General features: G+C 68.1%; 22 protein-coding genes. 12 read left to right on the top strand and 10 right to left on the bottom strand.

The features are described 5' to 3' along the window. Nucleotides 1-34 precede the first annotated feature (34 nt). From AC1KVE_RS00870 to pilG, 3 genes are read right to left on the bottom strand one after another with little or no spacing between them, the layout of a single operon-like run. A complete protein-coding gene (locus AC1KVE_RS00870; RefSeq protein WP_003482487.1) occupies nt 35-565 on the bottom strand; it encodes a chemotaxis protein CheW in 531 nt (176 codons plus the stop codon). Next, nucleotides 565-927, bottom strand: coding sequence for a response regulator (locus tag AC1KVE_RS00865; RefSeq protein WP_024940328.1), 363 nt, complete (start codon nt 925-927; stop codon nt 565-567). The genes AC1KVE_RS00870 and AC1KVE_RS00865 overlap by 1 nt, the downstream gene beginning before the upstream one ends. A 17-nt stretch (nt 928-944) precedes the next feature. Next, on the bottom strand, nt 945-1,346 hold the full coding sequence (pilG, locus tag AC1KVE_RS00860; RefSeq protein WP_024711139.1) for a twitching motility response regulator PilG: 402 nt from the start codon (nt 1,344-1,346) through the stop codon (nt 945-947). A 238-nt stretch (nt 1,347-1,584) separates the two neighbouring features. On the opposite strand from pilG, the gene gshB reads away from it, so the two are divergent. Together gshB and AC1KVE_RS00850 are read left to right on the top strand one after the other, a co-directional pair. After that, on the top strand, nt 1,585-2,535 hold the full coding sequence (gene gshB, locus AC1KVE_RS00855) for a glutathione synthase (RefSeq protein WP_024940329.1): 951 nt from the start codon (nt 1,585-1,587) through the stop codon (nt 2,533-2,535). Continuing rightward, nucleotides 2,532-3,407, top strand: a complete 876-nt coding sequence (locus AC1KVE_RS00850) for an energy transducer TonB family protein (protein ID WP_184456791.1) — start codon at nt 2,532-2,534, stop codon at nt 3,405-3,407. The genes gshB and AC1KVE_RS00850 overlap by 4 nt, the downstream gene beginning before the upstream one ends. Nucleotides 3,408-3,492: 85 nt before the next feature. Here the strand turns inward: AC1KVE_RS00850 and AC1KVE_RS00845 are convergent, their stop codons facing one another. The 5 genes from AC1KVE_RS00845 to mrcB all read right to left on the bottom strand — a co-directional run bounded on the left by AC1KVE_RS00845 (nt 3,493) and on the right by mrcB (nt 10,398). Continuing rightward, a complete protein-coding gene (locus tag AC1KVE_RS00845; RefSeq protein ID WP_104568125.1) occupies nt 3,493-4,407 on the bottom strand; it encodes an ADP-ribosylglycohydrolase family protein in 915 nt (304 codons plus the stop codon). Further along, nucleotides 4,404-5,123, bottom strand: a complete 720-nt coding sequence (tsaB, locus tag AC1KVE_RS00840) for a tRNA (adenosine(37)-N6)-threonylcarbamoyltransferase complex dimerization subunit type 1 TsaB (protein WP_184456787.1) — start codon at nt 5,121-5,123, stop codon at nt 4,404-4,406. Before tsaB ends, AC1KVE_RS00845 begins: the two co-directional genes overlap by 4 nt. 29 nt (nt 5,124-5,152) lie before the next feature. After that, complete coding sequence (gene yoaA, locus AC1KVE_RS00835) at nt 5,153-7,159, bottom strand: DNA repair helicase YoaA (RefSeq protein ID WP_102251496.1); 2,007 nt, start codon at nt 7,157-7,159, stop codon at nt 5,153-5,155. 256 nt (nt 7,160-7,415) lie between these two features. Next, on the bottom strand, nt 7,416-7,940 hold the full coding sequence (locus AC1KVE_RS00830) for a tetratricopeptide repeat protein (RefSeq protein ID WP_024940334.1): 525 nt from the start codon (nt 7,938-7,940) through the stop codon (nt 7,416-7,418). 13 nt (nt 7,941-7,953) lie between these two features. Further along, nucleotides 7,954-10,398: a penicillin-binding protein 1B gene (mrcB, locus tag AC1KVE_RS00825; protein ID WP_481092023.1), complete on the bottom strand. Its 2,445-nt coding sequence runs from the start codon at nt 10,396-10,398 to the stop codon at nt 7,954-7,956. A 239-nt stretch (nt 10,399-10,637) separates the two neighbouring features. Between mrcB and AC1KVE_RS00820 the strand changes: the two genes are divergently transcribed. Next, entirely contained in the window at nt 10,638-12,740 is a 2,103-nt protein-coding gene (locus tag AC1KVE_RS00820) for a glycosyltransferase (RefSeq protein ID WP_481092024.1), read from the top strand. A 59-nt stretch (nt 12,741-12,799) separates the two neighbouring features. Here the strand turns inward: AC1KVE_RS00820 and AC1KVE_RS00815 are convergent, their stop codons facing one another. Next, entirely contained in the window at nt 12,800-14,314 is a 1,515-nt protein-coding gene (locus tag AC1KVE_RS00815) for a hypothetical protein (protein ID WP_481092025.1), read from the bottom strand. Nucleotides 14,315-14,532: 218 nt separating this feature from the next. After that, nucleotides 14,533-16,716 (bottom strand): RelA/SpoT family protein, encoded by a 2,184-nt coding sequence (locus AC1KVE_RS00810; RefSeq protein WP_184613271.1) that lies wholly within the window; start codon nt 16,714-16,716, stop codon nt 14,533-14,535. A gap of 290 nt (nt 16,717-17,006) precedes the next feature. On the opposite strand from AC1KVE_RS00810, the gene pqqA reads away from it, so the two are divergent. The 9 genes from pqqA (at nt 17,007) to AC1KVE_RS00765 (ending at nt 26,468) form a co-directional block, all read left to right on the top strand. Beyond that, on the top strand, nt 17,007-17,087 hold the full coding sequence (gene pqqA / locus AC1KVE_RS00805; RefSeq protein WP_002812057.1) for a pyrroloquinoline quinone precursor peptide PqqA: 81 nt from the start codon (nt 17,007-17,009) through the stop codon (nt 17,085-17,087). A gap of 66 nt (nt 17,088-17,153) precedes the next feature. After that, complete coding sequence (gene pqqB, locus AC1KVE_RS00800; RefSeq protein WP_481092026.1) at nt 17,154-18,053, top strand: pyrroloquinoline quinone biosynthesis protein PqqB; 900 nt, start codon at nt 17,154-17,156, stop codon at nt 18,051-18,053. Further along, the gene (gene pqqC / locus AC1KVE_RS00795) at nt 18,050-18,802 is read left to right on the top strand and encodes a pyrroloquinoline-quinone synthase PqqC (RefSeq protein ID WP_039525992.1); all 753 of its coding nucleotides are present in this window, start codon (nt 18,050-18,052) and stop codon (nt 18,800-18,802) included. The genes pqqB and pqqC overlap by 4 nt, the downstream gene beginning before the upstream one ends. After that, nucleotides 18,799-19,077: a pyrroloquinoline quinone biosynthesis peptide chaperone PqqD gene (gene pqqD, locus AC1KVE_RS00790; protein WP_047129146.1), complete on the top strand. Its 279-nt coding sequence runs from the start codon at nt 18,799-18,801 to the stop codon at nt 19,075-19,077. The genes pqqC and pqqD overlap by 4 nt, the downstream gene beginning before the upstream one ends. Then, a complete protein-coding gene (gene pqqE / locus AC1KVE_RS00785; RefSeq protein ID WP_481092027.1) occupies nt 19,074-20,204 on the top strand; it encodes a pyrroloquinoline quinone biosynthesis protein PqqE in 1,131 nt (376 codons plus the stop codon). Before pqqD ends, pqqE begins: the two co-directional genes overlap by 4 nt. Nucleotides 20,205-20,266: 62 nt before the next feature. Continuing rightward, the gene (locus AC1KVE_RS00780; RefSeq protein ID WP_054591015.1) at nt 20,267-20,779 is read left to right on the top strand and encodes a hypothetical protein; all 513 of its coding nucleotides are present in this window, start codon (nt 20,267-20,269) and stop codon (nt 20,777-20,779) included. 60 nt (nt 20,780-20,839) lie between these two features. Beyond that, nucleotides 20,840-22,357, top strand: a complete 1,518-nt coding sequence (locus AC1KVE_RS00775) for a PhoPQ-activated pathogenicity-related family protein (protein ID WP_184608788.1) — start codon at nt 20,840-20,842, stop codon at nt 22,355-22,357. A 340-nt stretch (nt 22,358-22,697) separates the two neighbouring features. Continuing rightward, nucleotides 22,698-23,732 carry a glucokinase family protein gene (locus AC1KVE_RS00770; RefSeq protein WP_184608787.1) on the top strand — a complete coding sequence of 345 codons (1,035 nt, stop codon included), beginning with the start codon at nt 22,698-22,700 and terminating at the stop codon, nt 23,730-23,732. Nucleotides 23,733-23,834: 102 nt separating this feature from the next. After that, entirely contained in the window at nt 23,835-26,468 is a 2,634-nt protein-coding gene (locus AC1KVE_RS00765) for a TonB-dependent receptor (RefSeq protein ID WP_481092028.1), read from the top strand. The last annotated feature ends 42 nt before the right edge of the window (nt 26,469-26,510 follow it).

Here is a 26,510-nt window from a genome sequence, read left to right as displayed (position 1 = left end):
GACCTCGATCTGTATGACGTGGCGGGGTCGCGGCTTAGGCCGCGGCCTGCCGGAATTCAGGAGTGCGCGACAGCAACGCCAGGGAGAACACACCCCAGTCCTGCGTCTCGTTGCGGAAGGCACGGTCGATGAAGTGGGCATAGCGGCCTTGCGCCAACTCGCCGGGTTCGACCGCCTGGACCTGCTCGAAGCTGCGCTGGCCGTACAGCTCGTCGATGGTCAGCGCGACGTCGCCGCCGCTCTGGCGCATGATCAGCACGCGCTGGCCTTCCTGCAGCACCGTCCGCCGGCCCTCCAGGAACTGCTTCAGATCGATCACCGGGAACAGGTTGCCGCGCAGGTTGCCCACGCCCAGCAGCCAGGGCTGTGCGCCCGGCACCGGGGTGACCGGCGGCATCGGCACGATTTCCGCGACTTCGCGAAAATCCGAGACCAGCCGCCGGGTGCCGACGCGATAGCCGACGCCGCGCCAGATGTCGGCCGAGAACTGGCGTTCCGGCAGCGGCGTGGCGTGCGCAAGACTACGACGCTCGTAGTCTTCGAGAATGTCGAATGGAGAACGCATCAACGCACCAGTTGTTTGATGCGGGCGATCAGATCGTCTTCGCGCGGCGGCTTGACGATGTAGTCGCTGGCACCTTGCCGCAAACCCCAGGCCTTGTCGGTTTCCATGCCCTTGGTGCTGACCAGCAGCACGGGGATGTCCTTGGTGGCCTGGTCGCGCGCCAATGCACGCGTTGCCTGGAAACCGCTCATGCCGGGCAGCACCACGTCCATCAGCACCAGATCGGGCGCCTGGCTGCGAATCAGCGCAAGTCCCTCTTCGGCATTGTCGGTGGCGACGACCGTATGGCCTGCTTTTTCCAGCCATTGACTGAAGACTGCCCTGTCGGTGGGCGAGTCCTCGATCAATATAATTCGAGCCATGTTGCCTTTCCCCCTGGTCAGGCGTGGACGTACGTGCGAATCGCGCTCAGTAGTTCTTCACGGGTGAACGGCTTGGTCAGATATTGCTCGGAGCCGACGATGCGGCCGCGTGCCTTGTCGAACAGGCCGTCCTTGGACGACAACATGATCACCGGCGTCGACTTGAAGAGCTGGTTGCCCTTGATCAACGCGCATGTCTGGTACCCATCCAGACGCGGCATCATGATGTCGACAAAAATGATCTGAGGTTGCTGGTCGGCAATCTTGGCCAGTGCCTCGAAACCATCGGTCGCTGTCACTACTTCACAGCCTTCCCGCTTCAGCAGCGTTTCGGCGGTGCGGCGAATGGTCTTCGAATCATCGATCACCATCACCTTCAGTCCTGCGAGTTCCCCACCCGCAGCAATGTTTTCAGTCATGCAAATATCCCCGGACGCGCGACGCTTCTTCCCTGCCGGCGTCGCTACGAAACTGCATGTATATCCCAAGACCCGCATTGACTGTCAAGGGTACGTTGCCGGGGGCCCGCCAGGCGGACGTTCCGACCGTGTGCAGCTGCGGGCCGAGCGGCAAGTCGCGCATTCACGACCGGCCGGGCGCGCCATCGCCACCGCTTGAAGTTACCATCGGCAGCCTGTTCTAAAGGTTTAGCTCCCCATGTCGCTCGACGTCGTCGTGGTGATGGATCCCATCGCCTCCATCAAGATCGCCAAAGACACCACCTTCGCCATGTTGCTGGAAGCGCAGCGGCGTGGTCACCGCCTGCAGTATGTGCGTCCGGGCGGACTCAGCCTGCGCGAGGGACGCGCGGTGGCACAGGTCGCGCCCCTGAGCGTGCGCGAGGACAAGGCCGGCTGGTTCACCCTCGGCGAGTTCGCCGAACTGGAATTCGGCCCCGGCCAGGTGGTGCTGATGCGCAAGGACCCGCCGGTGGATGCGGAGTTCGTCTACGACACCCAGGTCCTGAGCGTGGCCCAGCGCGCCGGCGCGCAGGTGGTCAACGACCCGCAGGGCCTGCGCGACTACAACGAGAAACTGGCCGCATTGCTGTTTCCGCAGTGCTGCCCGCCGACCCTGGTCAGCCGCGACTCCGCCGCGCTCAAGGCGTTCGTGCTCGAACACGGCCAGGCCGTGCTGAAGCCGCTGGACGGCATGGGCGGGCGTTCGATCTTCCGCAGCGGCACCGGCGACCCCAACCTCAACGTGATCCTGGAAACGCTGACCGACGGCAATCGCAAGCTGACCCTGGCGCAGCGCTTCATCCCCGACATCAGCGCCGGCGACAAGCGCATCCTGCTGGTCGATGGCGAGCCGGTGGACTACTGCCTGGCACGGATTCCGCAGGGCGACGAATTCCGCGGCAACCTGGCCGCCGGCGGACGTGGCGAAGGCCGGCCGCTGTCCGAGCGCGACCGCTGGATCGCCGCGCAGGTGGGCCCGGAAATGCGCCGCCGCGGCATGCGCTTCGTCGGCCTGGACGTGATCGGCGATTACCTGACCGAGGTCAACGTCACCAGCCCCACCTGCGTGCGCGAGCTGGATGCGCAGTTCGGCCTGAACATCGCCGGGCTGCTGTTCGACGCGATCGAGGCCGGCGCGGCGCAATGAGCGCGGCCGCGGCACTGCCGGCTCCCATGGACGAGCGCCGCCGGTTGACCGCGACGCTGGTGATCTCGCTGCTGCTGCACGGCGTGCTGATCCTGGGCGTGGGGTTTGCGGTCAGCGAGGACGCACCGCTGGTGCCGACGCTGGATGTGATCTTCAGCCAGACCAGCACCCCGCTGACGCCCAGGCAGGCCGATTTCCTGGCCCAGGCCAACCAGCAGGGCGGCGGCAATCACGCCACCGCGCAACGCCCGCGCGACAGCCAGCCCGGCGTGGTGCCGCAGGACCGCAGCGGGCTGGCACCGCAGGCGCAGCGTGCGACCACGCTGCAGGCGCCGAAGCCGACCCAGACCCGCGTGGTGGCCAGCCGCCGCGGCGAGCAGGCCGTGCCCATCCCGCAGCCGAATCCGCAGACCGACCTGCCCTCGCCCACCGATGCGCAACGCGTGCAGCGCGACGCGGAAATGGCCCGGCTCGCCGCCGAGGTGCATCTGCGCTCGGAGCAATATGCCAAGCGCCCCAATCGCAAGTTCGTCTCGGCCAGTACCCGCGAATACGCCTACGCCAACTACCTGCGCGCGTGGGTGGACCGTGCCGAGCGCGTCGGCAATCTCAATTACCCGGACGAGGCGCGCCGGCGCCGACTCGGCGGCAAGGTGGTGATCAGCGTGGGCGTGCGCCGCGACGGCAGCGTGGAAAGCAGCCGCGTGCTGGTCTCCAGCGGCACCCCGGCGCTGGATGCGGCAGCGCTGCGGGTGGTGCAGCTGGCGCAGCCGTTCCCGCCACTGCCCAGGACCAAGGACGACGTGGATATCCTGCAGGTCACACGCACCTGGCTGTTCCTGCCCGGCGGCGAGCTGCACGACGATCGTTGAGCCGTCGCGCGTCCCGACAGGGACGCGTCTTTCTGCGGCATGCCTTCCCGGCGGCCCGCGTTGCCCAGTGCGTTGCGGGCGGCCTTTATGCTGCCTGCGCGGCTGCGTACAGCCGGTCGGCCAGCTCGACGATCGCGTCCGCATCCTGCACGCGCGCGCGCCAGGCGGCGGGAATCCCGTCGATACCATGGAATGCACCGGCCAGCTGACCGCAGATGGCCGCGGTGGTGTCGGCATCGTCGCCCAGGTTGGCCGCACGCAGCACCGCATCGGCGAACGTGTCGGTGGTGGCGAAGCACCAGAGTGCCGCCGACAGCGCATCGACCACATAGCCGGTGCCGCGGATCCGGGCCGCGGAAACTGCCGCATGGTCGCGCACCGACAACGCACGCAGCGCCGGTGTCGACAGCCCTTCGCAGCGGGTCTGCAACACCTGCTGGCGCTCGCCACCGAGCAACGCGGCACGCAACTGGAAGGCGAACAGCCGGCAGGCATCCAGCGCTTCGTCGGCAGCATGCGTGGTACGCGAACTGTCGGCGGCGCGCTCGCCCAGCTCGGCGGGGCGATGCGCGTAGTACATCGCTACCGGCGCCAGCCGCATCAGCGAGCCATTGCCGGCCGAGCGTGGATCGGTGCTGCCGCTGAAGGCCGGGCCGCCATCCAGATAGCGCTCCAGTGCCTGCCGCACGGTCGCGCCGATATCGAAGCAGCTGCCGGTGCTGCTGAGGTAGCCGTGCTGGTACCAGTTGCAATAGCGGTTCATCTGGTCGGCGGCGTCGAAGCCCTGCCGATACAGCAGGCTGTGCGCCAGGCACAAGGCCATCGAGGTGTCGTCGGTCCACTGGCCGGCGCGCAGCGCGAACGGGCCGCCGCCGCGCATGTCGTCGATCGGCGTGAAGCTGCCCGGCGCGCAGAATTCCAGCGTGGTGCCGAGCGCATCGCCCACCGCCAGGCCCAGCAGGCAGCCGCGGAAACGCGCGCGTTGCAGGTCGTCGGTCATGGCGCGGCGCCGGCGGCCTTGGCTGCGCGTGCGGCCTGCTGCTCAAGCAGGGTCAGCGCCACGTTGTCGCGCAGATAGGCCGGTTCCACCCGCTCCGGCGCCACGCCCTCGCCGCGCAGCAACGCCGGCACGGCCAGCGTCAGCAGGTCGGCGGCATGCGGCAATGCGGCGGCATCGATGCTGCTCAGCCGGGTCGCAAATCGTTGTTGCAGCACTGCCTCGGCAGCGGCGAACCCGCTGCCGACACCGGCAAAGCGCTGCAGCGTGTCCGGCACGACGCATTCCTGCGGTGCGCACACCACTTCCGGCACCAGCTCGCGCAGCGTATCGCCAGCGCGCGCGAAGACGCCGGCGTACACCTCGCCCATGCGCGCATCGATGCAGGCCAGCACCTGCGTCGCCTCGGCGGGCGCGCGCAGGGCCATCACCTGCAGCGTGGACACCCCCAGCACCGGCACGTCCAGGCCCAGCGCGATGCCCTGCGCAATGCCGATCGCCAGCCGCACACCGGTGAAGGCGCCCGGGCCACGACCGACCGCAATCGCGTCGAGCTGGCGGCGCGCAATGCCGGCGTCGGCCAGCAGTTGCTCGGCCCATGGCAGCGCCAGTTCGGCATGGCGACGCGGCGCCAGTTCGAAGCGCTCCAGCACGCGGCCATCCACATGCAGCGCGACGGAACAGGCTTCGGTGGAGGTCTCGAACGCGAGGACTTTCATGGCAGGACCGCAGGCAGGAAGGAGAAAGCTCAGTCGTCGCCGAACGGCAACGCGAGCACGCCATTGTCGCCCACCGGCTCGGCGACGCCAAAGAACGCGCGCACGTCGCCAATCTCGCGGGTGCGCGCAAACGGCGGCAGCGACTGCATGAAGGTGCGGCCGTAGCCCTTGTTCACCAGGCGCGGGTCGCACAGCACCAGCACGCCACGATCGGTCTCGCTGCGGATCAGCCGGCCCACGCCCTGCTTGAGCGCGATCACCGCCTGCGGCAACTGCTCGTCGCGGAACGGGTTGCCGCCGTCGCGGCGGATCGCATCCAGGCGCGCTTCGAACACCGGGTCGTCGGGTGCGGCGAACGGCAGCTTGTCGATCACCACCACGCTCAAGGCATCGCCGACCACGTCCACGCCCTCGCGGAAGCTGGCCGAGCCCAGCAGCACGCCGTTGCCGGAAGTACGGAAACGCTGCAGCAAGGTGGCACGCGGCGCCTCGCCCTGCACGAACAGCGGCCACGGCGCGCCGCGCAATGCGTCGGCCGCCTCGCGCAGCGCGCGGTGCGAGGCGAACAACAGGAACGCGCGGCCATTGGAGGCGTCCAGCACCGGCATCAGCGCCGCGATCAGCGCCGTGCCGAATCCGCGTGCGGCAGGATCGGGCAGATGCGGCGGCAGGTAGCACAGTGCCTGGCGCGCCCAGTCGAAGGGGCTGGGCTGCAGCAAGGTCACCGGATCGCTCAGGCCCAGGCGCTGCGCGATGTGGTCGAACTCGCCGCCCACCGCCAGCGTGGCCGAGGTGAACACCCAGGCCGCATGCGATTTTTCGCGATGCTCGCGCAGCGGGCCGGACACATCCAGCGGCGTGCGCTGGCAGCGGAACCCGCGCGGGCTGAGCTCGTACCACAGCACATCGTTGTCGACGGTCTCCGGCAGCTCCTGCTCGAAATCCGGTACCGGCGCATCCTCGCCCAGCCACCGCGACAGCCGCGACAGCGCTTCCTGCGCACGTGCACAGCAGCCATCGAACCCGGGCGAGGCCTCGCGCAACGGCAGCAGGGCCTCGCCCAGCCGCGCCAGCGACGACAGCACCGCATCGAAGCCTTCGCGCACCTGCGGCTTGGCCAACGCACGCCATTGGGTGCCGCGTGACGGCAGGCCCTCCATGCCCGCACGCAGGCCGCGCAGAGCCTCGTCCAGGGCGAGGATCGGCTCCTGCAGGCTGGCCTGCGCACCGGCGACCAGGCGCGCTTCGACCATGCAGTCGCGCGCCAGCTCCTGCCACGGCCGCATGCCGAAACTCTCGCCGAAGAAGTTCGCCGCCAGCTCCGGCAGCTGATGCGCTTCGTCGATGACGAAGGCCTGCGCGCCGGGCAGGATTTCGCCGAAGCCTTCCTGCTTGAGCGCCAGATCGGCCAGCAGCAGATGGTGGTTGACCACCACCAGATCGGCCGCCTGCGCGCGCTGGCGCGCCTGCACCACAAAACACTCGCTGTAGAACGGGCATTCGGTGCCCAGGCAGTTGTCGACGGTGGAGGTCACCAGCGGCAGCAGCGGCGAGTCGTCCGGCAAGGCTTCCAGCTCGGCCATGTCGCCGAATTGGGTGCGCCCGCTCCAGGCCACGATGCGCTGGAACTGCGAGACCTGCTCGGGCGTGGCAAAGCGCGGCTCGCCACGCGCCTGCTGGGTGCGGTACTTGCACAGATAGTTCGCGCGGCCCTTCAGCAGCGCGCTGCGCAGGCCGATGCCGAGCGCGGCGCGCACGCGCGGCAGGTCGCGATGGAACAACTGGTCCTGCAGCGCGCGCGTGCCGGTGGAGACGATGGTCTTCAGCCCCGACAGCAATGCCGGCACCAGGTAGGCGTAGGTCTTGCCGGTGCCGGTGCCGGCTTCGGCCAGCAGCACATCGCGGGCCTCGAACGCCTCGGCAATGGCGCCGGTCAGGCGCAACTGCGCGGCACGCGGCGCGAACGCATCGAGCTGACGCGCAAGCGCCCCGCCCTCGCTGAGCGCCTCGATGCTGGCAGTGGCAAGTTGGGACATGGGACCGGAAGCTGGGGCAGGAAGCGCGACAGCCTAGCGCGTGCGCGCTGCCGCTGCCTGGGTTGCGCCGGTGAGCCAGTGGCGGCACTGGCCGCGCAGCCGGCGTTTACGCGTCAGGATGCGCGGCGTGGCGCCGCTGGCGGTCGCGCGCGGGAACGAACGGCTCGCGTCGAAGCAGATGGGCGCAAGCAACGCAGGCCGCATCACGCTGGCTGCGCCTGTCGTGCAGCAGGCGCAGCCAGCGGCGTGGCCGTGCTCAGTAGCGTTTCACGCCGGGCACCGTGCACCCGGCAATCTGCGACTTGGCCGAAGCGGCGTTTTCCTTCTCGCCACGCGCCAGCCGCGACTGCTCGATGGTGGCCCAATGCCGGCGGCACAGTGGCCCGGTCTTGGAGCCCAGCTCGATGGCCTGTTTGGCGAAACGCTCGGCGGCGGGCCAGTCGGCCTGCAGCACCGCCACTTCGGCACGCTCCTGCAGGATGGCGGGATCGCCGGAAACCAGGCCCACCGCCTGATCCAGCGACGCCGCCGCGCCGGCCAGGTCGCCGGCCTGGCGCTTGCTCTTGGCGGTCTCGCGCAGGTCGTCCACCTGCGGGTCGCGCAATGGTTGTACCGACAGCTCGGTATCGTCGACGCCGGCCTCGCGTTCGATCAGCAGCAGCCGCTGTGTCGGCGTGGTCGGGTCCACCGGGGCCGGCGGTGGCGCAGGCGGCGCGCTGACGCAGGCGGTGAGTGCGGCAGACACGCCAGCGAGGGCAAGCAAACGGTGCAGTCGGTTCATCGGGTCACTCCAGTCAACGTGCAGGTGCAGCCGCGGCGGGTGCCGGCGCGGGTTCTTCCGGCTTCTTTTCCAGACCGAAGAAGCGACGCCAGCCACCACCGCTGGATTGCTCGGCCGGTGCGGATGCATCGCCGGGCACGCCTTCGATCGATGGTGCATTGCCGGCACAGGGGGCGTAGGCCGGCGTGAAGCCGACCACGAACGGGAACTGGCGCGCGCCCGGGCAGCCGGCATCGGTCACGCCGGTACCGGCCGCGTCCACCCACTGCCAGTCCAGGCCCTTGCCGCTGACCTTCAACGGCGCACTCGGCAGCCGCGCGAAGATGCTCGACCATACCCGCATCGCGCCGGTGGCGCCGTACAGGCCGGTCTGCTCGTTCTGGTCGTTGCCCATCCAGATCACCGCCAGATGGTCGCCGGTGTAGCCGGCGTACCAGCTGTCGCGGCCGTCGTTGGAGGTGCCGGTCTTGCCGGCCGGCGACAACCGGCCCAGGCCATCGCCCAGCAACTGCCGCGCAGTGCCGCCGCTGACCACCTGCTGCAGGGCGATGCTGATCAGGTTGGCCGCCACCGAATCGCCCTCCTGCGCCGGCGCCGGGGTCTTGTCGTAGCGCTTGAGCAGCTTGCCCTGCGGATCGAGCACGCCGCGCACCGCGTGCAGCGGCTGGATCTCGCCGCCGGCGGCCAGGAACTGATACAGCTGCGCCATGCCGTACGGGCTCTGGTCGGTGGCACCGAGGATCAGCGAGGGATTGGTGTCGGCCTTGATGCCGGCCAGTACCTGGATCAGCTGCGCGATGCGCTCCGGGCCGACCTGCATGCCCACGCGCACCGTGGCCTGGTTGTAGGAATGCGCCAGCGCATCGATCAGCCGCACCGTGCCGTGACTGCGGTTGTCGGAATTGCCCGGCGACCAGGTCTTGCCGCGGCTGAGCTGCACCGTCACCGGTGCATCGTCGACCCAGCTGGACAGCGCCCAGCGGTCCGGCGAGGCCAGCGCTAGCAGGTAGACGAACGGCTTGAGCAGCGAGCCGACCTGCCGCTGCGCTTCGACCGCGCGGTTGAAGCCCGGCTTGGCCACGTCGCGGCTGCCGACCACCGCCAGCACGTCGCCGTTATGCACGTCGGTCAGCACCAGGCCGGCCTGCAGCGGTGGGCGCTTCTTGTTGTCCAGCCGCGTGATGGTGCCGGTCACCGCGCCTTCGGCATAAGCCTGCGCGGACGGCGACATGCCGGTGAGCACGCTCATGCCGGCGCCCTGCAGCACGCCTTCCGGGTAGTCGTGCGCCAGCTGGCGCCGCACCAGGTCCACATAGGCCGGGAAGCGGTTGGCCGCGACCAGGCCCGGCTCGGTGGGCACGCCCAGCGGTGCGGCCAGCGCGCGCTTGTATTCGGCCGCATCGATCAGGTTGTTTTCGTGCAGCTTGCCCAGCACGAAATTACGCCGATCCAGCGCGCGCTCCGGGTTGCGCCGCGGGTCGTAGTAGGACGGCCCCTTGACCAGCCCGATCAGCAAGGCGATCTGCTCGGTGGTCATCGAATTGAGCTCGCGGCCGAACCACAGCTCCGCGCCCGAGGACACGCCGTGGATCGCCTGCCCGCCGCGCTGGCCCAGATAGACCTGGTTGAGATAGGCCTCGAGGATGGTGCGCTTGTCGTAACGCGCCTCCATGATCACTGCGTAGAGAATTTCGTTGAACTTGCGGGTGACGGTCTGTTCCTTGCCGATGCCGAGCAGGCCGCTGCGCGCCAGCTGCTGGGTCAGGGTGCTGGCGCCCTGGCGAACCTGGCCGCCGGAGCGCGCCATGATCCAGGCCGCACGCACCATGCCGCTGAGATCGATGCCGTGGTGGCTGTTGAAGTCGCGATCCTCGACCGCCTGCAGGCCGGTGACCAGCAGCTCGGGCACTTCTTCCATGCGCACCAGGCGGCGCTCTTCCTGCTTCTGTCCGTACAGCGTGGCGATGCGCGCCGGGTCCAGCCGCGCACTCTTGAGCGCCTTGCGGTCGCTGGCGTCGCGCAGGCTGGCCACGCGCCCACCGGAGAGGCTGACTTCCACCCGCCGCGCAGGCACGCGCCCATCCACATCGATATAGCCGCGGCTGGCGATGGTGAAGCGGCTGCCGTCCTGCTGGTAGGTGCCGGCCAGCTTGGCTTGCCCGTCGTTACGGTACGAGGCGGCGTCCAGCTCGGTCTTCAACGTGGCCGCATCCAGCGCATTGCCCGGTGCCAGCACCAACGGCCGCCCGTACACGCGGGTCGGGATCTGCCAACGCAGCTCGCCAAACCGCTGGGTGACCTGCTTGTTCAGATACACCGTGTAGGGAATCAGAAAACCGAGCGCCAGCGCGAATGCCGCAAAGGCCCAGACAATCAGCCTGCGTTGCCAGCGGGAACCTTGCTCGGTGGAGTCGTCCTCGAAATCGTCGGGAGCGTCGTTGTCGTGGCGTCGGGGCACAGGAATGCGAGAATGTAGAGTCCGGCGAGTCTAGCGCAGCGCTGTCGTGGTTGTGGCCGGCCGGCCCCTCTGACTTAAGAGCGGCTAACAAAACGGCCACGCTCACCGTCAGCGGGCACGGACCGTCTCCGGCATCTGCGGGTACCCTGCGTCCCCTGCGCTTGCCTTGCGCCGTCCTCGCCGCCTGACGACTGCTCGCCGGGTTTTCTTCGTCACGCCACGTCTGGAGTTCCAACGGAATGTCGATGTCACTGGCCGATGCACGCTATCTGTTCAATCGCGTGCTTGGGCTGATTCACCGCAGCGTGGCGAGCATGCGCACACGCGGCTGGCGCGCCACCTGGCAGCGCATTCGCGTGCATACGCAGGCACCACCGGTGGCGCTCGGCACGCCGCTGTGGTTGCCGGAGGCCGCACCGTTTGCCGCGTTTGCGGTTCCGCACAGCGACACCCCGCGCGTGACGCTGGTGATTCCGGTCTACAACCACATCGCGCACACGCTGGCGTGCCTGCGCGCACTGGCGGCACATCCGCCGCTGCTGGAGGTGGAGATCATCGTCGTGGACGACGGCAGCAGCGACGCCACGCAGGCGCAGCTGCCGCAGGTGCAAGGGCTGCACTACCACCGGCGCGTCAGCAATGGCGGCTTCATCGCCGCCTGCAACGACGGCATCGCCCTGGCGTGCGGCGACTACGTGGTGCTGCTCAACAACGACACCATCCCGCAACCCGGCTGGTTGGATCGGCTGATCGACACATTTGCCCAGCACCCCGGCGCCGGGCTGGTCGGCGCGCAACTGGTGTACCCGGATGGACGCCTGCAGGAATCCGGCGGCGTGGTGTTCGCCGACGGCAGCGCCTGGAGTTACGGCCGTTTCGAATCGGCCGACGACCCGCGCCATGCCTATGTGCGTGCGATGGACTACTGCTCCGGCGCGGCGATCGCGCTGCCACGCGCGCTGTTGCAGACGCTGGGTGGGCTGGATCGCCGCTACATGCCGGCGTACTACGAAGACACCGATCTGGCGTTTGCGGTGCGTGCCGCCGGCTACCGGGTGCTGGTGCAGCCGGCCAGCGTGGTGGTGCATGACGAGGGCACCAGCAATGGCACCGACACCCGCACCGGGGTGAAGGCGTACCAGGTGCGCAACCAAGGCGTGTTCGCCGACAAGTGGCAGCAGGCGCTGGCAATGCAGTTGCCGGTCGGCACGGTCCCCGGGCCTGCGCTGCTGCATCGTGGCCAACGCCAGGTGCTGATCCTGGACGAATGCGTGCCGCAACCGGACCGCGACTCGGGCTCGTTGCGGCAGTTCAATCTGATCCGCCTGCTATGCGAAGAAGGCGCGCACGTGGTGTTCGTGCCGACCCGCCGCGAACACGCCGGACGGCACACGCAGGCGCTGCAGCAACTGGGCGTGGAAGTCTGGTACGCGCCGTTCCTGGACGGCATCGGCAGCTGGCTGCGCACGCACGGCCCGCGGTTTGCGGTGGTGCTGCTGGTGCGTCACCACGTTGCGCATGCCTGCCTGCCGCTGCTCAGGCAATACGCCCCGCAGGCGCGCACCCTGTTCGACACCGTCGACCTGCATTACCTGCGCGAGCGCCGCGGCGCCGAGCTGGCCGGCGATGCCAACCTGTTGCGCGCGGCCGAACGCACACGCCTGCGCGAGCTGGAGATCATGGCCGCCACCGATGTCACCCTGCTGGTCTCGGCGGCCGAACAGGCGCAGCTGCAGGCGGACGCACCGCAGATCCGCACCGCCCTGCTCTCCAACCTGCATGAGGTGGCCGGTAGCGGCCGCCGCTTCGAGCAACGCCACGACCTGGTGTTCGTCGGCGGCTTCCGGCATCCCCCCAATGTGGATGCGGTGCAGTGGTTCATCAGCGCGATCTTTCCGCAGGTGCGCGCGCAATTGCCGCAGGTGGTCTTCCACTGCATCGGCGCGGACATGCCGCAGGCACTGACACTGCTGGCCGACGAATGCCCCGGCGTGCAATTGCACGGGCATGTGCCGGATCTGCTGCCGTTCATGGAGAACGCACGCATCGCGGTAGCACCGCTGCGCTTCGGCGCCGGCGTCAAAGGCAAGATCAACCTGAGCATGGCGCACGGGCAGCCGGTGGTCGGCACCACCTGTGCGGTGGAAGGCATGCATCTGCGCGACGGTGAGGATGTCTGCGTGGCCGATGACGCCGATGCCTTCGCCGCGGCGATCGTGCGCCTGTATCGCGATGCGGCGCTGTGGCAACGCCTGGCCGACAACGGGTTGCACAACGTGGCCCGGCATTTTTCGCTGGATGCGGCGCGTGGCACGGTGCGCGCGCTGTTTATCGCGGAGTGAGTGCGCGCCGGCGCTCGGGGATGGCGCTGTGAGTGGCGCCGCCGAAGACAGCCGCTGGGTCAGCGCTGCTCGGTCACGGCCTTGACCCGGCGCGTGAACTCGGCCAATTCCGGCAGCCCCGGATCCAGCTGGTGCGCCTCGTCCTGCGCGCGTCGTGCAAAGGCGGCGTCTTCCTGTCCCAGGCGTTCGCTGCCCACCGCAACCCAGCGTTGCGCAAGCCGTCGACGCGCGCCGGCCAGTGCATCGCCGTTGGGCGTCAGCGCCTGCCAGGCATCAAGACAGCCGCGCGCGGCACGCAGGCGGTTGTTGCGCAGCTCGTCCTCGAAGCAGCGCTGACTGGCCGGCACCACACGTGCGGCGGCCTGCAGCACGCGTGGATCGCGCGGCGCCAGCGCCTGCGCGGCACGCACCGCGTCGTAGGCACTGGCGCCGGGCGGCGTCATCCACTGCTGCTGCGCTTCGGCAGCTGCCACCCGTTGCAGCAGCGCGCGCAGGCGGCGCTCGCGGGTACCGCGCGACAGCCCGGTCTCGGGGCTGCGCTGGGCATCGCGTGCACGCGCAATCGCCTGCTCGGCCTGCGCAATCGCGGCGGCGCCGGGCAGCAAGGTCTTGGCTTCCTGCAGCGACTGCAGCGCGGCATCGAACTGAAAGTCTGCCGCCTGTCGGCCCGCTTGCGCGGCATATTCGCCTGCCACCTGCTCCAGCCCACGCTGGGCGGCCGCATCCGCCGGCTCGGCTGCCAGCACTGCGGTGAAATCGCGTGCGGCCGGTGCCAGCCGGCCACGCCGCAACAGACCCTGCGCGCGCTGACGGCGTTGTTCCAGCGCACGGTGATAGTGGCCTTCGGTCAGCGGCACATCGGCATGCCCGGCGTCATAGCGCTTGGCGGCGGCCAGCAGCATCGCCGCATCGGCCAGCGCATCGCGCGCCAAGGCCTTGCGCGCCTGCGCCAGCAGATCGGTCAGGGCGTCCTCGCGCCCTTCCAGCGCATCGGTGCGGTCCGGTGCCAGGGTCAGGATGCGCTGATACAACGGCAGCGCGCTGTCCGGGCTGCCATCCAGGCGCCCTTGCTGTTGCGCGGACACCGCCTGTGCGAATAAGGCGTCCAGGCCGGCCCGACGCGCCTGCAACTGGCGCAGGCGCAGTGCCACCGGTGCGATCTGCGCCTGCGGCACCTCCAGCGCGCCCGCCAGCGTCAGCGCGCGCTGCGCAGCAGCGGCGTCCCCGGCCGCAATCGCCGCGCGCGCCTGCACCACTGCGGCGGCACCGGTGCGCGCCAGCCCGGCACGGGCTTCGCCGCGATCGCTGTCCAGCGCAAGCGCAGCAGCGAACAGTTCGCGCGCGCCGTTGCCATCGGCTGCGCTGAGATGGCCGCGCGACAGCGCCGCATCACCCCGCTGCAGCAGTTGCTGGATGCGTGTGTCCGGCCACAACAAATCTGCCAGCGGCTTGCGCAGCACGACCGTGGCCAGCAAGAGACAGGCGCACAGCGCCAGCACCACGCGCCATAGCGCGCGGCTGCGCAATGGTGCCCAGAGGCGAGGCGATCTTGCCCAGCGCGGAAGCGGGAGCATGCGGTGGCGTCCGTCCTTGGCGCGACCTGACGGGGACGCGTTCACCCCCTCATGGTAGCTGTCTGCTGCGAAGACGATGTGGGCTTGAGGAATCGGGAATCGGGAATCGGGATTCGGGATTCGGGAAGCGGGAAGCGGGAAGCGGGAAGCGAGCACACCTTGTTTGCTGTGGGTCCCGCCTGTTTCCAGGCGATTGGCGCTGGCGGGCTGCGGCGCACTCAACCGAGTCGCCGCACCTCGCTCACTCCAGGCAAGGCGTCCAGCTTGCCAAGCAGGCTGGACAGCTGGTCGTAGTCGCTGACCTTCAGGCGCAGGCGCAGTTGTGCCCTTCCGGTGTCACGCACGTTGTCGCTGTTGATTTCCAGCACGTGCGCGTCCTCCTGCGCGATCAGGTTGGTGATGTCCTTGAGCAGCCAGCGGCGGTCGACCGCGCGCACCTGCACATCCACTTCGTAGCCGCTGCCGGCCTGGCCCCACTCCACCGGCAACACGCGCTGCGGATGCGCCGCGGCCAGACGCGACAGTGCCGCGCAATCGGTGCGGTGCACGGTGATGCCGCGGCCACGGGTCAGATAGCCGGCGATCGGCTCGCCCGCCACCGGCTGGCAGCAGCGCGCCAGCTGCACCAGCAGATTGCCCACGCCCTGCACGGTGAACTTGGATTTACCCAAGCCCTCGCGGCGCGCGGTGGGCCGTGGCGGCGCCGGCACCGCCGGCTGCGAAGCGGCCCGTTCGGCTTCCAGCAGCGCACGGCTGACCTGGTTGGGCCCGGTATCGCCCAGCGCCACCTGGATGTACAGGTCGTCGACATTCTCGGCGTGGAACTTGCGCGTGGCCACGCTCAGGTCGGCGTGCTGCAGGCCCAGCCGCTTGAGCTCGCGATCGAGCAGGTCTTTGCCGGCCTGTACGTTGCGCGCGCGGTCGAGCTTGTGGAACCACGCGCGCACCTTGTCGCGCGAGCGCCCGCTGGCCAGGAACCCGTTGGACGCCAGCAACCAGTCGCGGCGTGGGTCGGCCTCCTTGGCGGTCATGATCTCCACCCGGTCGCCGCTGCGCAGCCGGTAGGTCAGCGGCACGATGCGGTCGTTGACGCGCGCGCCGCGGCAGCGATGCCCGACCATGGTGTGCACGTGATAGGCGAAATCCAGCGGCGTAGCGCCTTGCGGCAGGTCGATGACCTCGCCCTTGGGGGTCAGCGCATACACGCGGTCTTCGATCAGCTCGGCGTCCAGCGCGCCGGCCAGTTCGCCGTGGTCGCCTTCCTGCACCTGCTCCAGCAGCTGGCGCATCCACAGGATCTTGCGGTCGAAGGCTTTTTCGCCGCCCTTGCCGCCTTCCTTGTATTTCCAGTGCGCGGCCACGCCGAGCTCGGCCTGCGCATGCATCTCGTGGGTACGGATCTGGATTTCGATCGTGCGCCCTTCCGGGCCGACCACCGCGGTATGCAGCGAGCGGTAGTCGTTGGCCTTGGGCCGGGCGATGTAATCGTCGAACTCGCTCGGCACCGGTGCCCACAGCGAGTGCACCGCCCCCAGGGCGGCATAGCAGGCGGCCACGTCATCGACCATCACCCGCACCGCGCGGATGTCGTAAAGCTGGTCAAAGGACAGGCGCTTTTTCTGCATCTTTCGCCAGATGCTGTAGATGTGCTTCGGCCGCCCGCTCACCTCCGCGCGCAGGCCCTGCTGGGCCAGCGTCGTCGACAGGGTGCGCTTGACCGCGTCCAGATAGCGCTCGCGCGCAACGCGGGTTTCGTCCACTTCGCGGGCGATGCGGCGGTAGGTCTCCGGCTCCAGATGCCGGAACGCCAGGTCTTCCAGCTCCCACTTCACCTGCCAGATGCCCAGCCGGTTGGCCAACGGCGCATGGATGTCGCGGGTGAGCTGGGCCAGTGCGCGGCGCTGCTCTTCGCTCAGGCGGTCGGCCACGCGCATGCGCGCCAACTGCCGCGCCAGCAGGATCGGCACCACCCGCAGGTCGTGGATGATGGACAGCAACAGCCGCCGCAGACCTTCGCTGTTGCGCCCGGCCTCGCGACCGGCATGCAGGGCCCAGACCTGGTCGGCCGCATCCAGCCCGTCCAGCAGGCCTTCGACCGCCACCCGGCGCTCGGCCGGCTGCCATGGCAGGCCGGCGATCGCGCCGCGCAACGCCGGCAGGTCGAACAGCAATGCCGCAATCAGGGTGGCCTCATCGGCGGCCAGCAACGCCAGCGCGTCCAGCGTATCGGCCAGCAGCGTCCAGGCCACGTCCTCGCTCGGCGCCGGCAACTGCTGCCAGGCCTGCGCCAGGGCATCACGCAGATCTGGCGCGATCGACGCGATGGCGGGACGCTGCAGCAAGGCATGCAGGCGCTCGAGTGAGGAACTGGTCACAACGGTGGACACGGCGATGGGCAACAACGGGGGGCTGACAGCTACGGTAACGTGCGCGTCACCTTCTCCACAACGCGCAATCGCTGCATCGTCGGCGCGATCCCGCACGCTTGCGCTTATGGTCGGTTCACCCGCCAACGTCTTGATTCGCAACCGCTGTGCGCCGCTTGTGCCGCAACGCTGCAGGCCAATCGGCATGCTCAATCAGCTTTTTACATGCTTTTTACAACTCGCCCAAACCGCCTGCCTATCCTCCAGTGGCGTTGTCGCTGCGTCCTGCCGCGGCCACGTCATTCCAACCAACTGCGAGGTAGCCGATGAAGACCTGGAAGAAGCCTGTCGTTCGTGAAGTCAATTGTGGCGCCGAGATCAACTGCTACGTCTCCGGCGAATTCTGAGCTCACCTGCCGCCCCTCCTCCCGATGCATGACCGGCACGCGCCGGCAGATAGGTAACAGTTCTCCATGCGCATCATCGTTCTGGGATCGGCGGCCGGCGGTGGGCACCCGCAGTGGAATTGCCACACACCCGCCAGCAGGCGGGCATGGCAACAAGCCGATGGTGCCCAACGTCGTACCCAGGCCAGCATCGCCGTCAGTGCCGATGGCCAGCGCTGGGTCCTGATCAACGCCTCCCCCGACTTCCGTCAACAAATCCTTGCAACGCCCGCACTCTGGCCGCAGTGCGATTTGCGGCATTCGCCGATCGAAGCGGTGCTGCTGACCAGCGGCGAGATCGACCATATCGCCGGATTGCTGTCGATGCGCGAGAGCCAGGCGTTCTCGCTGCATGCCAGCAGCCGCGTGCTGGATCTGCTGTCGCAAAACCCCATCTTCGATGCGGTCAATCCCGCCTACGTGGAGCGCCAGCCGTTTGCGCTGGACACGCCGGTGTCGCTGCTGGGCCTGCAACTCACGCCATTCTCGGTGCCCGGCAAGGTACCGCTGTTCATGGAATCGCGCAGTGGCGGCGACCTGGCCGGCTCCAACGAAGAAACCCTTGGGCTGACCATCGACGATGGCCAGCACCGCGTACATTACATTCCCGGCTGCGCAGCGATGACCGATGCCTTGCGCGCGCGCCTGCAAGGCGCCGAACTGGTGTTCTTCGACGGCACGCTGTGGCGCGACGACGAGATGGTGCAACTGGGCATCAGCCAGAAGACCGGCCAGCGCATGGGCCACATGAGCATCGACGGCCCCGACGGCACGATTGCCGCGTTCGCCCCGCTGGAGGTGGCGCGCAAGATCTTCATCCATCTCAACACCACCAATCCCGTGCTCGACACCCACTCGCCGGAGTACGCCAGCGCGCGTGCCAGCGGCTGGGAAATCGCGCACGACGGCCTGGAGATCACCCTGTGACCACCCTGCTCACCCCGGACCAGCTGGAAGCGGACCTGCGTGCCATCGGCGCCCGCCTGTACCACGACCAGCATCCCTTCCATGCGCTCCTGCACGAGGGCAAGCTCGATCGCGGCCAGGTCCAGGCCTGGGCGCTGAACCGCTTCGAATACCAGCGCTGCATTCCATTGAAGGACGCCGCGATCCTGGCGCGCATGGAAGACCCGGCGTTGCGGCGGATCTGGCGGCAACGCATTCTCGATCACGACGGCAACAGCCCCAGCGATGGCGGCATCGCGCGTTGGCTGCACCTGACCGACGCGCTCGGCCTGGAGCGCACGCTGGTGGAATCCGGCCGTGCGCTGCTGCCCGGCACCCGTTTCGCGGTGCAGGCCTACCTGCAGTTCGTGCGCGAAAAAAGCCTGCTCGAGGCGATCGCCTCCTCGCTGACCGAGCTGTTCGCCCCCAACATCATCGGCCGGCGCGTGGCCGGCATGCTCAAGCATTACGACTTCGTCTCGCCCGAAGCGCTGGCCTATTTCGAGCATCGCCTGACCGAGGCGCCACGCGATTCGGATTTTGCGCTGGACTACGTCAAGCAGCACGCCGATACCGTCGAAAAACAGGCCCTGGTCAAGGCCGCGCTGCACTTCAAGTGCTCGGTGCTGTGGGCGCAGCTGGATGCATTGCACGTGGCCTACGTCGCCCCGGGCATCGTGTGGCCGGATGCGTTCGTGCCCGACCGCGACGCCAGCCGGGCCGCGGCGTGAGCAGCATCACCCGCGACAGCCAGCCGGCCCTGCGCGCAGGCGTGCGCCTGCAGCACGACCGCGCGCGTGACCAATGGGTGCTGCTGGCGCCGGAACGCGTGGTCGAGCTGGACGAGATCGCACTGGTGGTGGCGCAGCGCTACGACGGCACGCGCTCGCTGGCGCAGATCGCGCAGGAACTGGCAGGCGAATTCGATGCTGACGCGGCCGATATCGAGGTCGATGTGATCGAACTCACCGCCACGCTGCATCAGAAGCGTCTGCTGCGGCTATGAGCATCGCCCCGCCGCCACTGTCGGTACTGCTGGAGCTGACCCATCGCTGCCCGTTGGCCTGCCCGTATTGCTCCAACCCGATCGCGTTGGCGGCGCTGCGCGAGGAAATGGACACCGCCGGCTGGCGCTCGCTGCTGCAGCAGGCTGCCGACATGGGCGTGCTGCAGGCACACTTTTCCGGCGGCGAGCCGATGCTGCGCAAGGACCTGCCCGAGCTGGTGGCGCATGCACGTGCGCTCGGGCTGTACAGCAACCTGATCACCTCCGGCGTGGCCGGCGGCGAGCCGATGCTGGACCAGTTGCAGGCCGCCGGACTGGAGCATGTGCAGCTGAGCGTGCAGGACGTCGACCCGGCCGGTGCCGACCGTATCGCCGGCTATCGCAACAGCCTGGCGAAGAAGCGCGAGTTTGCCGCCGCCGTGCGCGCGCGCGGCCTGCCGCTGACGCTCAATGCGGTGCTGCATCGCCATAACGCCGGGCGCGTGCCCGGCATGATCGCGCTGGCGCTGGAATGGCAGGCCGAACGCATCGAAGTGGCGCACACCCAGTACTACGGCTGGGGCCTGCGCAATCGCGCCGCGCTGATGCCCAGCCGCGAGCAGCTGATGGCCACGATTGACGCGGTGGAAACCGCCCGCCGCGAGCTCGGCGACCGCCTGGCGATCGACTTCGTCACCCCCGATTACTACGTCCGCCAGCCCAAGCCGTGCATGGGCGGCTGGGGCCAGCGCTTCGTCAATATCTCCCCGCGCGGCGACGTGCTGCCCTGCCATGCGGCCGAGACCATCGACGGCATGCGCTTTGACAACCTGCGCGAGCGGTCGCTGGCCGACATCTGGGACAACGGCGAGGCCTTCGTGCGCTTCCGCGGCACCGCCTGGATGCCGGAGGTCTGCCAGGGCTGCCCCAAACGCGAGATCGACTGGGGCGGCTGCCGCTGCCAGGCGCTGGCGCTCAGTGGCGATGCCGCCACGCTGGACCCGGTCTGCGAACGCTCGCCGCGGCATGCCGAGGTACGCGCCACCGCCGAACGCGAGGCCGCCGCCCCGCCGCCGGAGTTCGTCTACCGCCGCCCCGGACGCGCGGCATCGGCCAGCACAGAGGCACGAGCCGCCGACGCGCCATAGCCGGCTGCGTCATGCGCGGGCTAGCGTCTACACTAGCCGCCTCTCCTGATCGGATGGCATCCATGTCGCTCGCACGCCGCATTCCCTTGCTGGTCTGCCTGACCCTCGCCCTGAACGCCGCTCCGGCCCTCGCGCAGCGCGCGGTGCAGGGCGACCTGCAGTCGCAGATGAGCGCCGAACAGTTCAAGGCCGCCGGGCTGGACAAGCTCGATGCCGGCGAACTGGCCGCGCTCAACGACTGGCTGCAGGGCAAGGTCGCCAAGGAAGCCGCGGTCGTGGTCGAACAGGCCAAGGAAGCCGGCCGCCAGGAAGTGATCGTCAAGAACCGCGGCTTCTTCGATTTCGGCAGCAACGAGCCGATCGAGAGCAACATCGTCGGCGAGTTCAAGGGCTTTTCGAAGGGGCGCGTGTACACGCTGGCCAATGGCCAGGACTGGGAGCAGACCGACGCTGCGACGTTGTCGGGCGTGCGCAAGGCGTCACCCAAGGTCAAGATCAAGCCGGGTCTGGTCGGCGTGTGGTATCTGCAGATCGAGGGCTACAACACGCAGGCCAAGGTGCGCCGGGTCAAGTAAGCGCGTCCAGGCATTGCCGGCCCGCCACCGCAGCCTGAGCAGGCCACCCGGAGAACACGCATGCGTTGGATGCCATGTTGCAGCCTGGCATTGCTGGCGTCGCTGGCCTGGTTCGCAGGCGTTGCGCCTGCCGATGCGGCCACTGCACCCACCCTGTCAGCGCGGCAATGCGCCGATGCGCCCGAGGTCGGCATCGACCAGGCGCTGGTGTGCTATCACGATGCCATCGAGCGCCAGCCACTGGTCTACCGGCGCGTGGCCACCCGCACGGTGGACGGTGTCGAAAGGCGCGATTACCTGCTGACCTCGCAGCAGTGGTCGCCGGAGGACCTGGTGCAGCCGGCCAGCTGGCAGCACGATGTGGCGATCTACATTCCGGCAGATGCGTTGCCGACGCGTGCGCTGCTGATCTCCACCAATGGCACCCGTCATCCCGTCGATGGCGGCGCGCCACAACCGTCCAGCGAATTGCCGCCCGAGGCGCTGGCCGCATTGGCGCGGCGCAGCCGCACCGTGGTGATCGCGCTCGGCGATCTGCCCAGCCAGGCACTGACCTACCGCAACGATGGCACGCCGCGCCGCGAGGACGACAGCGTCGCCTACAGCTGGTCGCTGTTCCTGGCATCGCCGCAACGACGCAAGACCATGCCGCTGCATGTGCCGATGGCCGCGGCGATCGCGCGCACCATGAGCCTGGCCGAACGCGAATTGGCGCCGTTGCAGATTCATCGCTTCATCCTCGCCGGCGCCTCCAAGCGTGGTTGGGCCAGCTGGCACGCCACCATCGCCGATGCGCGCGTGGAGGCCGTGGTGCCGTTCGTGATCGACATCCTCAATCTGCCGGCCGTGCTCGAGCACATGTCCCGGGCCTATGGCGGCAACTGGCCGATCGCATTCGGCGCCTACGCCAGGCAGGGAATCACCGCGCAGCTGCACACGCCGGCATTTGCGCAGCTGGTGCAACTGCAGGACCCGCTGAGTTATCTGCACACGCCGCAGCGCAAACGCCTGGCCGTGCCCAAGTACATCGTCAATGCCAGCGGCGACGATTTCTTCCTGCCGGACAACACGCAGTTCTTCTACGACGCGCTGCCCGGCAGCAAGGCGCTGCGCATGGTGCCCAACAGCGCGCATAACGGCATCCGCGCTTCCATCGTCGACAGCCTGGTGCCCTTCGTGACCCGGCTGCAGCAGCAGCGTGCATTGCCAAAGGTGCGCGATTCCCTGCATGCAGGTGAACACCCGCAGATCCGCTTCCAGTCGTCCGAGCGCCCTGCGCAGTTGCGTCTGTGGCAGGCGCGCAATCCGGCGGCGCGCGATTTCCGCTATGCCTGCGGCATTCGTTACAGCGCCACGCCGATCACACCTGCACGCGGCAACACGGTGTCGGTACCGGTGCAGATTCCCGACGCTGGCTGGAGCGCGTACTTCGTCGAGGCCACCTACGCGGACGGCTTCGTCGCCACCAGCCAGACCTACGTGCTCGGCAAGCAGCGCTATCCGACGCAGGCGCCACCCACCGACGGTGCGGCCTGCAGCACCTTGCCGGGCGTGGCCTCTGCGGCGGCTGCGCGCTGAGCTGGCGACTACGCGGAGCGCTGACGCAATCAGGCTGGCGGTAGCGACCGCCGAAGCCAATGTCGATGCCACGGAGCGATGTCGGCGCCGCTCAGCGTCCAGATGGCGACAACAGACGCGACCGTTGCGACGGCGCGGAGGCGCGGAGGCGCGTGCGCATTCTCCCGTACTGCGCAATCACGCCCATGCAGACAGCCCTGAAATGGGAAATTTTGCACTTGAGTCCGCCAGCAAGATCGATCCAACCCGACTGAACCATTGACATCGTTGTCACCAACTCCTACACAGGCCGCTACTCGCCGATCGCATTGGCCGCTCGGACGACTCCAAAGGACTGCACGTGGCTGCGACTTCGCGTTCTGCTCTCGCTTCTGGCTTGCCCACCGCACCGGTTGCCACCGGTTTCATCGCGGCCGATGTGGGTGGCACGCATGTGCGGATCGGCCACATCGCGCGGGCAGGTACTGCTGCGACCGAGTTGTCGCATTACCGCACCTACCGCTGCGCCGAACACGCCAGTCTGGACGCCATCCTTGCCGACTTCCTGCAGCCACCGCGCGACGTCGAGGCGGTGGTGATCGCCAGTGCCGGGGTGGCGCTGGACGATGGCAGCTTCATCAGCAACAACCTGCCGTGGACGATTTCGCCTGGCCGCATTCGCGCCGCGCTCGCCGTGCCCAGCGTGCACCTGGTCAACGATTTCGAAGCGGTGGCCTACGCCGCACCGCTGATGGAACAACGTGCCGCGCTGCAACTGAGTGGGCCGACGCCGCGGCATGCGCGCGCCAGCGGCCCCATCCTGGTGGTCGGCCCCGGCACCGGGCTGGGTGCGGCGGTCTGGATCGATGCCAGGCCGCGGGCGATCGTGCTCGCCACCGAGGCCGGCCAGGTTGCCCTGGCCAGCAACGACGAGATGGAACTGCAGGTGCTGCGGATCCTGCTGCGTGGCGAGCGCTATCTGCCGCTGGAACATGTGCTGTCCGGGCCCGGCCTGCTGCATCTGTACAACGCCCTGTGCGAACTGCAGGGCGCCACGCCCCGCCATCGGCTGCCGGCCGCAATCACGCATGCCGCGCTGCACGAAGACGATGCATTGGCACGCGATTGCCTGCAGGTCTTCTGCGCCATCCTGGGCAGCGCGGTCGGCGACATGGCGCTGGCCTATGGCGCCGCCGGCGGTATCTATCTGGCCGGCGGCTTTTTGCCGACGATCGGGCCGTTCCTGCAGAACAGCCGTTTTCGCGAGCGTTTTCTGGCCAAGGGACGCATGCGCGCGGTGCTCGAGCGCATTCCGGTCAAGTTGGTCGAGCACGGGCAACTGGGCGTGCTCGGCGCGGCCAACTGGTATCTGCAACACCACGCTGACCTGACGTAAGCGATCCACCACGCGCTCGGTCCCGAGCGCGCGTCTGCAAGACCCCGCATCCGGCGAGCAGCAGCCCGCCGTCCATCCCCGTGCGTGATGAGGAGAGACATCATGAAATACAGCACCACCCTGCTGTCCAGCGCGATCGCGTTGTCGCTGGCATTCGCCGCCCAAGCCCAGGACGCGGTCGACCAGGCCACCGATCTGGATGCCGTGCAGGTGGTCGGCATCCGTGCCAGCCTGGAAAAATCGCTCGACACCAAACGCAACAACGCCGGCATTTCCGAAGCCATCACCGCCGAAGACATCGGCAAGTTTCCAAGCACCAACGTGGCCGAGGCGCTGTCGCAGATTCCCGGCGTCACCCTGGACCGGCGCTTTGGCCAGGGCGAGCGCGTCAGCATCGACGGCACCGACCCCAGCCTCAATCTGTCCTTCCTGGACGGCCATCCGGTGGCGCAGGCGATCTGGCTCTACGGCGAGCAACCCAGCCGCGGATTCGACTACACCTTGCTGGCGCCGCAGATCCTGGGCCGCGCGGAAATCCTCAAATCCTCCGAAGCGCGCCTGACCGAAGGCAGCCTGGGTGGCACCGTGTTGATGCACACCCGGCAGCCGCTGGACCTGGACGTCAACGAGGTGGCCGCCTCCATCGGCTACAGCTACAGCGCCCAGGCCAGCGAGGGCAAGCCGAACGCGGCGCTGCTGTATAGCTGGAAGAACGCAGCCGACACCTTCGGCATTGCGGTGTCGGCGCAGCATTACGAAGAACGCGTCGATCGCCGCGGCATGGAAGTGTTCGGCTACGCGCCGGCCAGCACCTTCGCCAATGCCGCAGGCAGCGTGCCCGCCGATGCGGACGTGCCCAACTCGATCAACGCGGCCTGGTTCCAGCAGGATCGCGAGCGCGACAGCGCCGTGGTCAACCTGCAGCTCAAGCCCAGCGAGGCGCTGGAATTCAACCTCAGCGGCCTGTACATCAACGAGAACTTCGACAACTACAACCAGTCGATGTACAGCTTTTTGACCTGGAATGCCGGCACGGTGGCGGCAGTGGACCAACTCGGCGGCCTGCGCAATGGCGTGGTGACCAGCGGGCATTCCGGCGCCAATGCCGACCCGCTCGGCGGCACCGTGATCTACGACAACAACGTGCGCGAATCGGAAGTCACCACCAAGGGCCTGGACCTACGCGGCGCATTCCGCGGCGATGGCTGGGGATTGAATGGGCAGGTGGGCCAAAGCAGATCCGAGAACAAGGACCTGTCGCAGTATTTCATCGAGCCGTTCTACAACGGCGGCTTCAGCTGGGACACGCGGCGCGGCATCCGTTTCGACGATCCGGCGCGCGCGCGCGATCCGGCCAACTGGGGCTCGGCCGGCGGCTGGTTCGGCAATAACGGCATCTTTTCCACCGAAAGCAAGGACACCTACGGCCAACTCGATCTGAATTTGCAGTTCGACAGCGTGTTCAACCAACTGCTGCTGGGCGTGCGCCATGGCAAGCATGAGGAGCGCTTCGAACTCAACGTCTATGGCGGCGTGACGCCGGGCACGCTGGCCGACGTGGGCACGATCGGGCTGACCGATCTGCAGGATTTCTACCCTGACCACGGCCGGCATGTGCAGGCAGGCCGCAACAACGTGCTGAACTGGATCCGCAACAGCCCGGTCGACTACGGCGCGCCGGATCCGGCCAGCTACCTCAACAACACCTGGGCGCTGCAGCAGACCAATAACGCCGCCTATGCCCAGTTGAACTTCTCCGGCGGCGGCCTGCGCGGCAATCTCGGGCTGCGTTATGTCGATTCGAAAACCGAGGGCAGCGGCTTCGTCTACAGCGGCACGCCCACACTGCAGAACGCCGACAGCCTGTGGCAGACCCGCACGCGCAAGGAGGATTTCCTGCTGCCCTCGCTCACGCTCTCCTACGAGGCCGCTGACGATTGGGTGTTCCGCTTTGCCGCGGCCAAGGTGATTGCCTGGGCACCGTACAACCAGATGGTCAACAACACCTTCCTCAACGACACCACGCTGACCGGCAGCGGCGGCAATGCCGAGCTGTCGCCGTACGAATCCTGGAACTTCAACCTGTCGGCCGAGTATTACTTCGCGCAGCAGTCGGTGGTGGCGTGGTCGCTGTTCTACAAGAAGATCGACAACTACATCGACACCAGCGCCAGCGTGGAGCGCCAGTACAACGCGCTACGCGATACCGCGCCGCAGAGCTGGGCGCAGTTGCTCGGCAGCAACGGCTGCAGCGCCGATGGATATTGCGATTACAGCATCCAGCGGCCACGCAATGCCGGCGATGGCAAGGTCAAGGGCTTCAACATCGCGTTCCAGCAGCCGTTCGGCGACAGCGGCTTTGGTTTGACTGCCAACTACACCTACGCCAATGGCGAAAACAACACCGGCGATGCCCTGCCCTACCAGTCGCGCAACAGCGTTGCAGTCAGCCCGTACTATGAAAAAGGCCCACTCAACGCACGGCTGACCTACAACTGGCGCGACAGCTATCTGGCCGGCGGTTACGTGGCCGGCGCCGCGCCGGCAAGCGTGGATGACTACGCCGAACTCGGCGCGAGCATCGGCTATGCGTTCAGCCCGAACTGGTCGCTGCAGATCGACGCGCAGAACCTGCTGGACGAGCAATACCTGCAGTATCTCGGCGACACCGACCATCTGGCCGGCCGCTACAGGAGCGGGCGCCGCTACATGGCGAGCCTGCACATGAAGTTCTGACAGCGGCTGGCAACCGGACGGCGCGCACCGCCAGGCGGTGCG

This window comes from Xanthomonas sp. NCPPB 2864 (assembly GCF_056675615.1).
This window is presented reverse-complemented; position numbering and strand designations above follow the sequence as displayed.

Excerpts from the sequence above, each read along its gene's own strand:
- AC1KVE_RS00765 (WP_481092028.1), top strand. The coding sequence starts at position 23,835 with ATGAAATACAGCACCACCCTGCTGTCCAGCGCGATCGCGTTGTCGCTG.
- pilG (WP_024711139.1), bottom strand. The coding sequence starts at position 1,346 with ATGACTGAAAACATTGCTGCGGGTGGGGAACTCGCAGGACTGAAGGTG.
- AC1KVE_RS00820 (WP_481092024.1), top strand. The coding sequence starts at position 10,638 with ATGTCGATGTCACTGGCCGATGCACGCTATCTGTTCAATCGCGTGCTT.
- tsaB (WP_184456787.1), bottom strand. The coding sequence starts at position 5,123 with ATGAAAGTCCTCGCGTTCGAGACCTCCACCGAAGCCTGTTCCGTCGCG.
- AC1KVE_RS00850 (WP_184456791.1), top strand. The coding sequence starts at position 2,532 with ATGAGCGCGGCCGCGGCACTGCCGGCTCCCATGGACGAGCGCCGCCGG.
- pqqB (WP_481092026.1), top strand. The coding sequence starts at position 17,154 with ATGCGCATCATCGTTCTGGGATCGGCGGCCGGCGGTGGGCACCCGCAG.
- AC1KVE_RS00775 (WP_184608788.1), top strand. The coding sequence starts at position 20,840 with ATGCGTTGGATGCCATGTTGCAGCCTGGCATTGCTGGCGTCGCTGGCC.
- pqqE (WP_481092027.1), top strand. The coding sequence starts at position 19,074 with ATGAGCATCGCCCCGCCGCCACTGTCGGTACTGCTGGAGCTGACCCAT.
- AC1KVE_RS00830 (WP_024940334.1), bottom strand. The coding sequence starts at position 7,940 with ATGAACCGACTGCACCGTTTGCTTGCCCTCGCTGGCGTGTCTGCCGCA.
- AC1KVE_RS00865 (WP_024940328.1), bottom strand. The coding sequence starts at position 927 with ATGGCTCGAATTATATTGATCGAGGACTCGCCCACCGACAGGGCAGTC.
- AC1KVE_RS00815 (WP_481092025.1), bottom strand. The coding sequence starts at position 14,314 with ATGCTCCCGCTTCCGCGCTGGGCAAGATCGCCTCGCCTCTGGGCACCA.
- AC1KVE_RS00870 (WP_003482487.1), bottom strand. The coding sequence starts at position 565 with ATGCGTTCTCCATTCGACATTCTCGAAGACTACGAGCGTCGTAGTCTT.
- AC1KVE_RS00845 (WP_104568125.1), bottom strand. The coding sequence starts at position 4,407 with ATGACCGACGACCTGCAACGCGCGCGTTTCCGCGGCTGCCTGCTGGGC.
- AC1KVE_RS00780 (WP_054591015.1), top strand. The coding sequence starts at position 20,267 with ATGTCGCTCGCACGCCGCATTCCCTTGCTGGTCTGCCTGACCCTCGCC.
- gshB (WP_024940329.1), top strand. The coding sequence starts at position 1,585 with ATGTCGCTCGACGTCGTCGTGGTGATGGATCCCATCGCCTCCATCAAG.
- yoaA (WP_102251496.1), bottom strand. The coding sequence starts at position 7,159 with ATGTCCCAACTTGCCACTGCCAGCATCGAGGCGCTCAGCGAGGGCGGG.
- pqqA (WP_002812057.1), top strand. The coding sequence starts at position 17,007 with ATGAAGACCTGGAAGAAGCCTGTCGTTCGTGAAGTCAATTGTGGCGCC.